This is a genomic window from Actinomycetota bacterium, from assembly GCA_040757835.1.
Lineage (GTDB): Bacteria > Actinomycetota > Geothermincolia > Geothermincolales > RBG-13-55-18 > SURF-21.
In genome coordinates this window covers 1-12805 of the sequence record JBFLWJ010000032.1, presented here as the reverse complement: position 1 = coordinate 12805, position 12805 = coordinate 1, and the positions used below count along the sequence as shown (strand labels likewise).

General features: G+C 64.7%; 12 protein-coding genes. 8 read left to right on the top strand and 4 right to left on the bottom strand.

What is annotated here, in order from left to right:
• Positions 1-169 precede the first annotated feature (169 nt).
• Positions 170-838, bottom strand: a complete 669-nt coding sequence (gene hypB, locus AB1384_15625; protein ID MEW6555698.1) for a hydrogenase nickel incorporation protein HypB — start codon at positions 836-838, stop codon at positions 170-172.
• A 53-nt stretch (positions 839-891) separates the two neighbouring features.
• Positions 892-1233, bottom strand: coding sequence for a hydrogenase maturation nickel metallochaperone HypA (gene hypA, locus AB1384_15620; protein MEW6555697.1), 342 nt, complete (start codon positions 1231-1233; stop codon positions 892-894).
• 421 nt (positions 1234-1654) lie between these two features.
• On the opposite strand from hypA, the gene AB1384_15615 reads away from it, so the two are divergent.
• Positions 1655-2713, top strand: coding sequence for a CoA-transferase (locus AB1384_15615; protein ID MEW6555696.1), 1059 nt, complete (start codon positions 1655-1657; stop codon positions 2711-2713).
• Between the two features lie 13 nt (positions 2714-2726).
• Complete coding sequence (locus tag AB1384_15610; protein ID MEW6555695.1) at positions 2727-3509, top strand: CoA-transferase; 783 nt, start codon at positions 2727-2729, stop codon at positions 3507-3509.
• Between the two features lie 30 nt (positions 3510-3539).
• On the opposite strand, the gene AB1384_15605 is transcribed toward AB1384_15610, so the two are convergent.
• Entirely contained in the window at positions 3540-4841 is a 1302-nt protein-coding gene (locus tag AB1384_15605) for a zf-HC2 domain-containing protein (GenBank protein ID MEW6555694.1), read from the bottom strand.
• 70 nt (positions 4842-4911) lie between these two features.
• Positions 4912-5523 (bottom strand): sigma-70 family RNA polymerase sigma factor, encoded by a 612-nt coding sequence (locus AB1384_15600; protein MEW6555693.1) that lies wholly within the window; start codon positions 5521-5523, stop codon positions 4912-4914.
• A gap of 89 nt (positions 5524-5612) precedes the next feature.
• Between AB1384_15600 and iorA the strand changes: the two genes are divergently transcribed.
• The 6 genes from iorA to AB1384_15570 all read left to right on the top strand — a co-directional run bounded on the left by iorA (position 5613) and on the right by AB1384_15570 (position 12678).
• Positions 5613-7415 (top strand): indolepyruvate ferredoxin oxidoreductase subunit alpha, encoded by a 1803-nt coding sequence (gene iorA, locus AB1384_15595; GenBank protein MEW6555692.1) that lies wholly within the window; start codon positions 5613-5615, stop codon positions 7413-7415.
• Complete coding sequence (locus tag AB1384_15590; protein ID MEW6555691.1) at positions 7408-7989, top strand: indolepyruvate oxidoreductase subunit beta; 582 nt, start codon at positions 7408-7410, stop codon at positions 7987-7989. Before iorA ends, AB1384_15590 begins: the two co-directional genes overlap by 8 nt.
• A gap of 30 nt (positions 7990-8019) precedes the next feature.
• Positions 8020-9048 carry a glucosyl-3-phosphoglycerate synthase gene (locus AB1384_15585; GenBank protein MEW6555690.1) on the top strand — a complete coding sequence of 343 codons (1029 nt, stop codon included), beginning with the start codon at positions 8020-8022 and terminating at the stop codon, positions 9046-9048.
• Positions 9045-9971 (top strand): HAD family phosphatase, encoded by a 927-nt coding sequence (locus AB1384_15580; GenBank protein ID MEW6555689.1) that lies wholly within the window; start codon positions 9045-9047, stop codon positions 9969-9971. The genes AB1384_15585 and AB1384_15580 overlap by 4 nt, the downstream gene beginning before the upstream one ends.
• A 316-nt stretch (positions 9972-10287) precedes the next feature.
• Positions 10288-12432 carry an HD domain-containing phosphohydrolase gene (locus AB1384_15575; GenBank protein MEW6555688.1) on the top strand — a complete coding sequence of 715 codons (2145 nt, stop codon included), beginning with the start codon at positions 10288-10290 and terminating at the stop codon, positions 12430-12432.
• 102 nt (positions 12433-12534) lie between these two features.
• The gene (locus AB1384_15570) at positions 12535-12678 is read left to right on the top strand and encodes a hypothetical protein (GenBank protein ID MEW6555687.1); all 144 of its coding nucleotides are present in this window, start codon (positions 12535-12537) and stop codon (positions 12676-12678) included.
• Positions 12679-12805 lie beyond the last annotated feature (127 nt).

Below are 12805 nucleotides of genomic sequence, written 5' to 3'. Positions count from 1 at the left end.
AAGGCCATAGGGGTCGCGGTGCCGCCAACGGCCAAAGAGGCCAATCCTAATGCCACGGCCCTTTTCTGAAGGTGAATTATGCCCTTCTACCTGGGAGTCTGGAAAATCAACTGTTCAAGATGAGCTTGAGGATACCTGGGGCTGGGAGCAGGATACCCCCCGGTTTCCCCTAATCAGTGTTTCCGGTCTTGAAATCCTCCACCCGCTGCGCCAGCCAGTCGGCCCAGGCCGCCAGGCCGTCGCCGGTGCGGCAGCTCACCTCGAAGATGATGATGTCCGGGTTCATGCGCGTGACGGTCGAGCGCAGCTCCGCCAGGTCGAAGTCGCCCAGGCCGATGAGGTCGGTCTTGTTCACCACCAGCACGTCGGAGTCGCTGAACATGAGGGGGTACTTGAGGGGCTTGTCGTGCCCCTCGGCCACGGAGAGGATCATGGTGCGCAGCCCTTCGCCCAGCTTGAACTCGGCGGGGCAGACCAGGTTGCCCACGTTCTCGATGACCAGCAGGTCGACGGCGCCCAGGTCCATGTGGCCGACTGCCTGCTGGATGGAGATGGCTTCCAGGTGGCAGGCGCCGTGGGTGTTTATCTGCACCACCGGGATATCGTAGGCCTTGAGTTTCTCTGCGTCTACGCTGGACTCGATGTCCCCCTCGATGACCCCCACCCGGACGCGGCCCTTGAGCAGCTCCAGGGTGGCGGCGATGAGCGAGGTCTTGCCCGCCCCCGGCGAGGCCATGAGGTTCATGGCCAGCACGCCGCTGGCGCGGAACAGGGACTCGTTCTCGCGGGCGATCTTCTCGTTGGCGTCGAAGATACCTTCCAGGACCTCTATATCCATGATGCCCTCCTGCTCATCCCCATTTCCAGGATCTCCATATCTATCTCTTCATCCTATTCGATCTCGATGGACTCCACCAGGAACTCGCGCCCGGAGATGATCTCGGTCTCGGTCTTGCCGCACTTGGGGCAGGTAAGGTCGTACTCCACCACATCGAAGTTTTCGTCGCAGTCGGGGCAGCGGGCAACCACCGGCACCTTGTTGAAGACGAGCTCGGACCCCTGGGCGACGGTGTCCTTGGTGACCATATCCCAGTAGAAGGCGACGTAGTTATCGACTATCCCCGTCAGTTCCCCCAGCTTCACGTTGACCTTGAGCACGCGTTTGGCGTTGCTCGCCTGCGCGTGCCTGATGCATATGGAGGCGATGCTCTCGGTGACTCCCAGCTCGTGCATGGTGGTCCTTCCTCTCCTCGACCGGCAAGCCTTTCTAAAGGATAGACCATAACCTCGTACAATCCCAAGGATATGGGTCAGATGCCGGTGCATGTCCGTACGTTCACGTGCCAGGCCCCGCCGCGCGGACGCGTCACGGCGCTGGCACCGCCGCGCCGAAGACGGCGCTGTCGCTTTCGCGATACATACTGACGGATGCATGCGGTTGTATGCGGTCGCGGCTGGCAATCACCCTTGATAAGTGATTAAATAGACTGGACGGAAAACATATGCACCAATAGACGCAGCTTATTCGAGGAAAACGATGAAACAGGGTACGCGGCACCGCCGACCGGATGCTCCGACAGCGCATATCCCGACACCCCTGAAGCAGGTGTTCTGCTGCCCTCTTCATCATGTGTTCACAGCGGGAGGTTAGAGGATGAGTCACGCTAACGAAAGACTGTTCGACCACGCACTGGCGAGAGAGGCGAAGCTCAAGAAATCCCGGGCGGAGAAGGACAAGCGGATGACCCTTCAGGACGCCGTGGCCGAGTTCGTCCAGGACGGCGACTCCATCATCGAAACGGGTTTCGCCTACGTGCGCGGGCCCATGGCCGCGTTCTGGGAGATCGGCCGCCAGAAGAAGAAGGACTTGGTGGGCATTTTCACCCCGGGAGGCATGAACACGGCCTGGCACGAGTTCGGCGGGATGGAGGGATGCCACGTGGCCTACGTGGGTGTGGAGATGCGCGGCCTTATCTCCCCATTCCGCAGGGGCGTCGAAGCCGGCACCCTCAAGGTCTACTCCGACTGGAGCCACGGCGGGCTGGCCCTGTCCCTGCTGGCCGCCGAGAAAGGCCTGGACTACGTGGCCTGCAGGTCCATGCTGGGCACGGACATCATGAACACCAACCCATACATAAAGCTGGCCGAGGACCCCTTCACGGGAGACCCGGTCTGCCTGGTGCCGGCCATCTACCCCGACGTGGCCATCATCCACGTCCACCATGCGGACAGATACGGCAACGGGCGCATCTGGGGGCCGGCGGTCAACGATACCTCCATCTGTGTGGCCGCGCACAAGGTCATCGTCACCTGCGAGCGCATCGTTGACACCCTGGACATCCGCGCCAACCCCTACCAGGTCATCGTGCCCCACTACACGGTGGATGCCGTCTGCGAGGTGCCCTACGGGGCGTACCCCGGCGACATGCCCGGCATGTATTATTTCGACCGCCGCCTGCAGGAGCGGGTGGTGCGCGTGGAGTGGAAGACGGCCGAGAGCACCCGGGAGTGGTACGAGAAGTACATCCTGGGCACCAGGGACCATTTCGAGATGATCCAGCTCATCGCCGAGGACGAGGGCATGAACGTGATCGAGTACCTTAAAAGGCTGGAGCAGCTGGCCTGCGACGCCGCCTACTGCGGTATCGGTTCCTGGGGCATAGGCGGCGAGCGCGACTGGAAATACGAAGAAGTGGCCAAGCGGGCCATTTGAGGAGGGTGCGAAGATGAACGATGTGCAAGTGAGCGAGATCCAGTACACGCCCAGGGAGCTGCTGGCCTGCGTGGCCGCGCGCCTGATCAAGGACGGGGAGAGCGTGTTCGTGGGAACGGGCCTGCCGCTGGTGGGGGCCCTCCTGGCGCACAAGCTCTACGCCCCCAACATGATGGCCATCTACGAGTGCGGCGCCGTGGACCCGGAGCCGCGCGTGCTGCCGTGGTCGGTGTCCGGCTCCTGGACCTATCACAAGGCGCCGGTCATCCTCTCCATGACCTCGGTCTTCGGACACAGCCGCGCCGGTTATGCCGACGTGGGTTTTCTGGGCGGCGCCCAGATCGACATGTACGGCAACATCAACGCCACCGTCATCGGCGACTACGAGCACCCCAGGGTGCGCCTCACCGGCTCGGGCGGGGCCAACGACATCGCCTCCCTGTGCCAGAGGGTCATCTTCATGGGGCTGCACCTGCCGGAGCGTTTTCCCGAGCGTTGCGACTACGTCACCACCCCCGGCTATCTCGACGGCCCGGGGGCGCGGGAGCGCACCGGCCTGCCGGGAGGGGGCCCCTGGAGGGTCATCTCGCACCTGGGAGTGATGGGATTCGACGAGGCGACCTGCAGGATGAAGCTCATTTCCTGCCACCCGGGCGTGACCCCAGAGGTCATCCAGCAGTTCACCGGTTTCGAGCTGCTGGTTTCGGACGACGTGGTGGAGACCCCCAAGCCGACGGTGGAGGAGCTGCGCGTGCTGCGCGAGGAAGTGGATCCCTGCCAGCTCTTCGTCTTCTGAGGAGGAAGCATCTCGCGGAAACGCGGAGGCTTATTCCGCGGACCAGATGATCTCGCCGGAGGCGCAGTCAACGGCCCACAGGCGCTGGGGCGGGGTGAGGAAGTCGCTCAGGTTCACGCCGCCGCTGGCGAGGGAGCCCCAGTCCCCCTGCAGCAGCTGCAGCACCTGTTCGTAGTTGAGGTCCTGCAGGGCCGAGAGGGTGTCGAGGCTGGTGCCCTGGGCCGCGAGCCGGCGCAGGAAGGACTGGAAATCCTCCTCGAGCTGTGACTGCCCCTCTCCCGTCTGCGTCTCCTCCGTAACCTTCCCGGTATCGCTCGCGGGCTCTTCCGCCGCGGTTTCGTCCTGGGCTTCCTCCTCCTGCTGGAAGGTCCCCGCGGGGACCAGGGGAGCGTTTTTCTTTCCCGAGGGTGCGAGGATGGAGGCCAGCTCTTTCAAGGCCGATTCGCTGAGTTTGAGGCTCTCCTCTCCGCCCAGCGAGGCCAGGATCATGGCGGGAGGTTTCTGCGGGTCGGGGAAGAGCAGGTAGTCCTCGGGGCCGCTCACTGAGATCAACCAGGCGTCCTTGCCCGCTATCTTCGCGCGCTCCGCGTAGCAGGGGAGGATGGGCTCGTCGCTCGCCTGTTCCATCACCGCCGCCACCGCGCGCTCGAGTTCCCGCGGGTCCTGTCCCGCGGCCGCCGCCTGCTCGGTCAGGTCACCCGTGAGTTCGGCTTGCAGGTCCTCCAGGGCGGCCTCACTGGCAGTGCCGCCCGAGGACGGGTACCAGTAGGTGGAGTAGAAGTCCAGCCGCGTCCCCAGGTCGTTGCGGAAATCCTCCAGGTCGCCGGCGTCGTATTCGTTCTGGGAGACGACCACGTCGGGGCGGGCGACGGCCGCCGCCATCAACCCCGTCCCCGCACTGGCGCCGGGCATGGTCGTGTCCCAGCTCTCCTCCTGGGCCTCGCCGGACCTCGCGGTCTCCGCCACGGGTTCTTCGGCGACCGGGGCGGGTCCGCCACTGCTCCAGACGGCCAGCCCTACGCCCGTGACGGTGATCAGCACCAGCACCGACAGGGCCGCGGCCGCCAGCTGCGTGCGCCGGGCCAGGGGCCTGGGGGCGGAGGGAACCGCCATCTCGCGGCGGAGCAGGTTCCACAGGCGGTAGCTCTCCTCGGGGGTGGGGACGATGGCGGGCAGCGAGGAGAGTTGCCGCACCAGGCCGCGCATGTAATGGTAGCGCCGCGAGCACTCTTCGCAGCTGTCGAGGTGTTCCCGCAGTGCCCTGGCTTCGGCCTCGCCGAGTTCGCCGTCGATGAACGGCCCGATTTGCTTGATGGCGCCTTTACATCTCATCTTCATGCCCCGGGTTCCGTCTCTGGAGATGGGTCATTCATACATATTCGCGTTGATTTAGATGGAGCTGTCATGAAATCTGTTCCCGGTAATCCTCTAGTTCTGCCGCCAGTCTCGTTCGGGCCCGGTTGAGCCGCGATTTCACCGTGCCCAGCGATATCCCCAGTATCTCCGCCACCTCTTTATAGTTATAGCCGCTGAGGTCGTGCAGGTATATGACCTCCTTGAACTTGTAGGGGAGGCGGGCGACGGCATCGCGCACCGTCTTCTGGACCTCCGCCCTCTCCATGCTCAGCTCCGGCGAGTCGAACCCGTCGTCCGCCAGGCGCTGCTCGATATCGGGGAGGTCGTCGCCCGGCGATTCGGATATGGATACGTGCCGCTTCGACCTGCGGGCATAGTCGTGGCAGGCGTTGAGGGAGACGCGGTAGAGCCAGGTCGAGAACTTGGACTCCCCCCGGAACGACCCCAGCTTGCGGATGAGCAGCACGAACACCTCCTGGCACACGTCGGAGGCGTCGCTGCGGTTGCCGAGGAGGCGGTAGGCCATGTTCATGATCACGGACTCGTAGCGGCTCACCAGTTCCTCGAAGGCGGCAGAGTCGCCGTCGAGGTAACGGCGGACCAGTTCCTCGTCCGCGGGACGGTCCCGCTCGCCGCCGTTATCTTCATATATGGACATGGACTCTATCCTCCGCCGCGAATAAATTACCTGTAATTCTAGCACAGTGCCTACGTGATATAATTCCAGCGTGAAAAGGAGGTAAGGCCGTGAAGAGGGCGCTTATGTCCGGCAACGAGGCCGTCGCCCTTGGCGCGTGGCGCGCGGGCGTACGCGTCGCCGCCGCCTACCCCGGCACCCCGTCCACGGAGATCCTGGAGGAGCTGGCCGCCTACCCCGAGGTCTATTGCGAGTGGTCTCCCAACGAGAAGGTCGCCCTGGAAGTGGGGATCGGGTCGTGCCTGGGCGGGGCGAGGTCCCTGGTGGCCATGAAACACGTGGGCCTGAACGTGGCCGCGGACCCCTGGATGACCCTGCCCTACATCGGGGTCAACGCCGGGCTGGTGCTGGCCATAGCGGACGACCCCGGCATGCACTCCTCCCAGAACGAGCAGGACAGCCGCTACTACGCGCGCATGTCCAAGGTCCCCATGCTGGAGCCGGCGGACAGCCAGGAGTGCCTGGAGATGGTGGGGATGGCCATGGACATCTCGGAGCGTTACGACACCCCGGTGATGCTGCGCCTCGAGACCAGGATCAGCCACTCCCGCACCGTGGTCGAGTACCGGGAGGACCGCATCCGCGTGGACCATCCCTACGAGAAGGACGCGTTGAAGCGGGTGATGATCCCGGGCCACGCGCGCATGCGCCACCCCCTGGTCATATCCCGCCTCGAGGAGCTGGAGAAGGAGGCGGAGACCTTCGCCCTCAGCTCGCTCGAGATGCGCTCTTCCCGCGTGGGCATCATCACCTCCGGGGTCTGCTACCAGTACGCCCGGGAGGTGTTCCCGGAGGCCTCCATCCTCAAGCTGGGTCTCGTCTATCCGCTGCCGGAGAAGACCATCCGCGAGTTCGCCTCCCATTTCCACCGCGTCTACGTGGTGGAGGAGCTGGAGCCCTTCCTCGAGGACGGCATCAAGGCCCTGGGCATAGACGTGGTGGGCAAGACCCGCATCCCCCGGGACGGGGAGCTCGATCCCACCCTGGTCGCGCGGAGCCTGGCCGAACTCATCGAGATGGACACCGGGGTGAAGCATGGGGGATGGACGCCCCCGGTTCCCCATGCCGCCATCCCCGACGAGTCCGAGCTGCCCGGCCGCCCGCCGGTGATGTGCCCGGGCTGCCCGCACCGCGGGCTCTTCTACGCCCTCAACCGCAACAAGGCCGTGGTCTCCTCGGATATCGGCTGCTATACCCTGAGCGTGCTGCCGCCGCTGGCGGGGATCGACTGCCAGGTGTGCATGGGGGCCAGCGTGGGCATGGCCCTGGGCATGGAGAGGGCCTTCGACTCGAGCGAGGCCAACGCGGACAAGGCGGGCAAGGTGGTGTGCGTGCTCGGCGATTCCACCTTCATCCACGGCGGCATCACCGGCCTCATCGACATGGTCTACAATAACACCATCTCCACCATCGTCATCCTGGACAACCGCACCACCGCCATGACCGGCTTCCAGGACCACCCCGGCACGGGCAGGACGCTCATGGGCGAGGACACCAGTGCCCTGGACCTGGCGGAACTGTGCCGGGCCGTGGGGGTGCAGTCGGTGCGCGTCGTCGACCCCTGGGAACTGGAGGAGATGGAGGCGGTCATCCGCGAGGAGATGGAGGCGCCGCGCACCTCGGTGATCATCTCCCGCCGCCCCTGCGTGCTGCGCGAGCGCCGCGCGGGCGTCGTCTACCGCGTGCGGGAGGAGGAGTGCACCGGCTGCAGGCGCTGCCTGCGCCTGGGATGCCCCGCCCTGGTCATGCGCGGCGAGAAAGCGGTGGTGCAGGAGGACCTGTGCGTGGGGTGTTCCATGTGCGCGCAGGTATGCCGCCCCGGGGCCCTGGAGGAGGTGGCGGAAGGTGGCTGACGTCCTCCTTGCGGGCGTGGGGGGCCAGGGCAACGTGCTCTCGGCCCGCGTGCTGGCGGAGGCGGCGCTCTCCATGGGCTACGACGTCAAGACCTCGGAGGTGCACGGCATGGCCCAGCGGGGGGGCAGCGTGGTGTGCATGGTGCGGTGGGGGGAGAAGGTCCATTCCCCCCTGGTCGAGGTGGCCAAGGCCGACTTCCTCCTCGCCTTCGAGCTGCTGGAGGGGCTACGCTTCCTGCACTTCCTGGGAGGTGAAGGTACGGCGATCGTGAATGACTACCGCCTCGACCCCCTCCCCGTGCTGCGCGGGGACGCCGTCTATCCCGAGGGCGCCCTGGGTTTCATACGCGCGTATGCCGCCCGCACCCTGGAGATGGACGCGAGGGAGCTGGCGGTGCGGGCCGGGAACGCGCGCGCGGCGGGGTCCTGTCTGCTGGGGGCGCTCTCGCGATTTCTCGATTTTCCCGAGGGCGTATGGGAGGAGTCGATACGCGGCGCGGTGCCCTCCAGGGCGGTGGAGGTCAACCTGAAAGCTTTCGCGCTGGGAAGAGCAGGCACGGCGGGGCCGTCTTGACGCCGGCGCGGTTCACAAGGGGGTAGGGGCATGGCAGGCGGGGCTAACGGCAGCGGTGAGGACTGCTACGAGACGTCGAAACTGGAGAGCTGCGACTGGTACGGCGCCAACACCTTCCACCACGAGCAGTTCAGTGACCTGGGGCGGCTGCACGAGGCGAAGCAGCGCGCCGGCAAGAGCATCAGCGTCTGCCTCCCCAGCATGAACGAGGCCGCCACCATCGGCACCATCCTGGAGGTCGCCAGGCGCGAACTCATGGAGAAGGCCCCACTGTTGGACCAGCTCTGCGTGGTGGACGGCGGCAGCGAGGACGCCACCAGGGAAATAGCCCGCGACGCGGGGGCCGAGGTCTACGGGCAGGAGGAGATCCTGCCCGGCCTCCACGAGCCCCTGGGCAAGGGGGACGCCCTGTGGAGGAGCCTCTTCTGCCTGCGGGGCGACATCATCGTCTGGATAGACTCCGACATCCGCAATTTCCACCCGCGTTTCATCTACGGCATCATCGGCCCCCTGGTCACCCGCCCGGAGATACTCTACGTCAAGGGTTACTACCAGAGGCCCATCAAGGCCGAGCACCGCCTCCTCTCCACCGGCGGCGGCAGGGTAACGGAGCTGGTGGCGCGCCCTCTCCTCAGCCTCTTCTTCCCCGAGCTGGGGGCCCTCATCCAGCCCCTGTCGGGGGAGTACGGCGGGGAACGCGAGCTGCTGGAGAAGATCCCCTTCTTCTCGGGGTACGGCGTGGAGATCGGGATGCTCATGGACATCTACGACCGCTACGGCATGGACGCCCTGGGACAGGTGGACTTGGTGGACAGGCAGCACCACAACCAGCCGGTGCCCGCCCTGGGCAGGATGGCCTTCCAGATCATGCAGGCGGTCCTCATCCGCCTGCAGGAGCAGGGAAAGATGAGGCTGCTGGAGGACTACAACCCCGAGATGACCCAGATAGACTATAAAGACGGCCAGTACCTTCTGGAGAAGAGGATGCTGCAGGTGGAGGAGAGGCCCCCCATGATAGAGGTCAGAGAATACCGCGAGCGCTTCGGGAGGAGCGGATGACGGCGGGTCCCTTCGCGGGCATGGAGGGCTCGGAGCTCGAGCGGGCGGCGCGGGAGTTCGGGCCCGCGGTCCGCTGGCCGCGGCTGCGTGAGCGGCTGGGGCAGGTGCGTGTGGTCTACACCGACCTGGACGGGACCATGATGGGACCCATGGGCAACTTCGTCCTCAACATAGAGCGCGAGTACACCCTGCGCCCCGCCCGCGCCCTGGTGGCGGCCCTGGAGCGCGGCGTGGACGTGGTGCCGGTGTCGGGCCGCAGCGGCCGCCAGCTGCGGGAGACCGCGCGCGTGCTGGGGTTGCGCAACTACATCGCCGAGCTGGGGGTGGAGGTCTTCTACGACCTGGGGGAGAAGGTGGTGGTCAACCCGGGGGCCCTGGGCGGGGGATGCACGGACATCCGCGAGGCCATCTCCGGCTCGGGTGCGGCGGACTTCATCCTCTCCCGCTATCCGCGGCGCATCGAGTACCATACCCCCTGGTCCGATTTCCGCGACTGTACCCCCCTTTTCCGGGGCCTGGTGGACGTTGCGGAGGTCAACGCCCTCCTGGAGGAGAACTTCCCGTCCCTGGTGCTGGTGGACAACGGCGTGCTGCCGCGCACCAGCCCCACCCTGGACGTGGACGAACTGCGCGCCTATCACCTCATGCCCAGGGGCGTGAGCAAGGAAGGGGCGACGGCGGAGGACATGCGCCTGCGCGGCTTCGGCCGTAGCGAGGCCATCGCCATAGGCGACTCCGACGCCGACCTCTCCCTGGCGGGTGAGGTCGGGGCCTTCTTCCTGGTGCGCAACGGCCTCTACTCCAATCCCCACCTCGTCCCGCTCATCGCCGGGATGGAGAACGTGGTGGTGACCGAGGGCTTCCTCAACGAGGGCTGGGCCGAGGCCATCGAACTTGCCTTGGGGTCAGCCCCTGACATGTGACATGCAAGGTAGGCTCGAAGCTCTGGTTGCTGCTACGCAACTCAATGTCGCATGTCAGGGGCTGACCCCAAGGCTGACCCCATACACGCGGCAAGGGCCCGTTCATCCACCATAAAGCGCTACTCACCCCGGAAAACGAGCCGTTCGGGACATCGCTTTAGGATGCGGGGCGAAAAGACGATACCATAAGTGTTGGATGACGTGGAAATAAAGCATCCGGACAATCGGAGGATCCCCACGCTGGGGACCTTCTTTAACTGGTTATTCAGCGGCCGAGTCAGGCGGTAAGAACGGTCCTACGGCGAGGGGTGTGGGATTGGACCTTAGGAAGAGGCTGACCTTCTTCACCAGGTTGATCAGGATACTGGTCTACGTATATCTGGTCTTCCAGTACATACAGGTCCGCGATGATTACGATACCGCCCTGATGCTCCCGGTCATCATAGGACTGGGGGCTTTCTACATAATGATGGACTTCATCATATTCCGCGTGCCCGAGGAGAGGTTCAGGATTACGTCCCTCGGCCTGATGTGCTTCGAGATGTTCCTCGTCTCGCTGCTCATCTACTATACCCGCGCCAATCCCATCATGGAGTTCGAGTACCTCTATGTATTACCAATAGCCAACGTGGCCCTGTGGTTCGGCATCAAGGAGGGGGTGTCCTTCGGGGTCCTGGGATGTTTAGCCATCACCGTGACCCTGGGCGTCTCGGGGCGCCTGACCTGGCCCGACTCCATCGGTTACCTACTGGGGCGCTATATCTTCATGGTCCTGGCCGGTTTCATCATGGGTTACATGGCCGGTTTCGCCGAGAGGGAGAGCGCGGAGAAGGCCAGGCGCATGGTGGAGCTGACCGCCCTCTCCGGCTTTTCCACCGTGTTCGATTCCACCCTCCAGGAGGGTAAGGTCTTCGCCAACCTCGGCAACGCCATCTCCCGCAGCATCAGCCCCGACGTGGTCCTGGTGTTCCGCTCCGATCCGGGCATGGGGCAGCTGATCGTGGCCGCCTCCGACGGGGTGAGCGAGGGCGAGTCCAACCTGAGCGTGCCCGACGATTACGGCCTGGTAGGAAAGGTATACCAGACCGCGGAATCGCTGCTCATGGACGATGCGGACCGGGAACACGGATTCCGGCACTTCCTGGAGTCCCAGCGCATCAGGTCCGCGATCTACGCGCCCATGAAGTGGCGCGAGGAGGTCTATGGCATCGCCTTCGCCGGCAGCCAGCAGAAACATGGGTTCAATGAAAACGATCTCAACCTGTTGTCGGCACTGTCCGTCCAGGCCGCCCTGGCCATCCACAACTCACGGCTTTATTCGGACCTGGAGGACCGCATCGGCGAGCTGCATGCCATCTTCGAGATAGACAAGGCCATAACCTCCGCCATCGACCTGGAGACAGTGCTGCAGCAGATCGTCCAGATGAGCATCGGGCTGCTGGACGCCAAGATCAGCTCCATCATGCTCATCGACGAGGAGAGCGAGGAGCTGATCATCGCCGCGGCCCACGGGTTGTCGGAGAGCTACATCCGCAAGGGCCCCGTCAAGATCGGCGAGAGCATCGCCGGCAGGGTAATCCAGGAGGGAAGGCCCATCGCCGTCGAGGACATCCGGAACGACGCCCGCCATTCCTACAACGAGCACGCCCGCGAGGAGGGCCTGTGTTCGCTGCTCTCGGTGCCCCTGAACCTCAAGGAGCGGGTTATCGGGGTGCTGAACATCTACACCGACGAGCCGCACAGGTTCAACCCCCACGAGATCAACCTCTTCACCAGCCTGGCCAGCCAGGCGGCCATCGCCATAGAGAACGCCCGCCTCTTCGAGAGCCTCGAGGAGATCTACATCGAGGTCATCACGGCCATGGCGTCCGCCATCGATGCCCGTGACGCCTACACCCACGGCCACTCGCATCGCGTCACCGAGTACGCCGTGGCCATCGCCGAGGAGATGGGGCTGTCGGGAGCGGAGGTTGACATCATCCGCAACGCGAGCATCCTGCACGACGTCGGCAAGATCGGCATCAAGGAGGATATCCTCAAGAAGCCCGGCAGGCTCACCGAGGAGGAGAGGAGGGAGATGGAGTACCACCCCTTCATCGGCACCAAGATCCTGCAGTCGGTGAAGCTCCTCGAGCCGGTGATGCCGCTGGTCTACCACCACCACGAGCGCTTCGACGGCACCGGGTACCCCGACGGGCTGCGCGGCGAGGAGATCCCGCAGGGGGCGAGGATCATCTCCGTGGCCGACGCCTTCGAGTCCATGACCTCGGACCGCCCTTACCGCAAGGCGCTGCCCCTGGAGGAGGCCATGGCCGAGCTGAGGTACGGTTCGGGCAGGCAGTTCGACCCGCGCGTCGTCGAGGTCTTCATGAGGCTGGCAGAGAACGGCAAGATAGATTTGGAGTGGTCGCAGAGCAGGGTCATCACCCTCACGGACCGCATCGGCCGAGCCAGCATGTGATCCTGGCACACCTGGGGTCTGCCATCGGCCCGCGCCGCAACCCTCCGGGAGGATAACGCCCACGTCACATCCCCCGTAAACGAAGCGTGGTAGAATCCCGTTATGAGTCTATGGACCAGGATCAAGCAGTTCTTTAGGGGGAAGAAGTTCCTCTGCGACGACTGTGCCTACGACTACCCTTCGGCCTGCACCAACCCTGAGCGGCCAAACGCCACCACCTGCCCAGACTACCGCAAACGCTTCTAGTCCATGGGGTCACCTTTAAAGACCCAAGTCAAGGGTAAGCCTCTCCATGCCCCTTTCGGAAGGGGTTGCTGAAAACTATTAGCTTGGGAGGACGCCTCCGAACGGGCACCTTGCCCCTTTCGCCTTA

Coding starts and splice junctions, on each gene's coding strand:
- AB1384_15580 (MEW6555689.1), top strand. CDS start 9,045: ATGACGGCGGGTCCCTTCGCGGGCATGGAGGGCTCGGAGCTCGAGCGG.
- AB1384_15585 (MEW6555690.1), top strand. CDS start 8,020: ATGGCAGGCGGGGCTAACGGCAGCGGTGAGGACTGCTACGAGACGTCG.
- AB1384_15605 (MEW6555694.1), bottom strand. CDS start 4,841: ATGAGATGTAAAGGCGCCATCAAGCAAATCGGGCCGTTCATCGACGGC.
- AB1384_15600 (MEW6555693.1), bottom strand. CDS start 5,523: ATGTCCATATATGAAGATAACGGCGGCGAGCGGGACCGTCCCGCGGAC.
- AB1384_15570 (MEW6555687.1), top strand. CDS start 12,535: ATGAGTCTATGGACCAGGATCAAGCAGTTCTTTAGGGGGAAGAAGTTC.
- hypB (MEW6555698.1), bottom strand. CDS start 838: ATGGATATAGAGGTCCTGGAAGGTATCTTCGACGCCAACGAGAAGATC.
- AB1384_15610 (MEW6555695.1), top strand. CDS start 2,727: ATGAACGATGTGCAAGTGAGCGAGATCCAGTACACGCCCAGGGAGCTG.
- AB1384_15615 (MEW6555696.1), top strand. CDS start 1,655: ATGAGTCACGCTAACGAAAGACTGTTCGACCACGCACTGGCGAGAGAG.
- hypA (MEW6555697.1), bottom strand. CDS start 1,233: ATGCACGAGCTGGGAGTCACCGAGAGCATCGCCTCCATATGCATCAGG.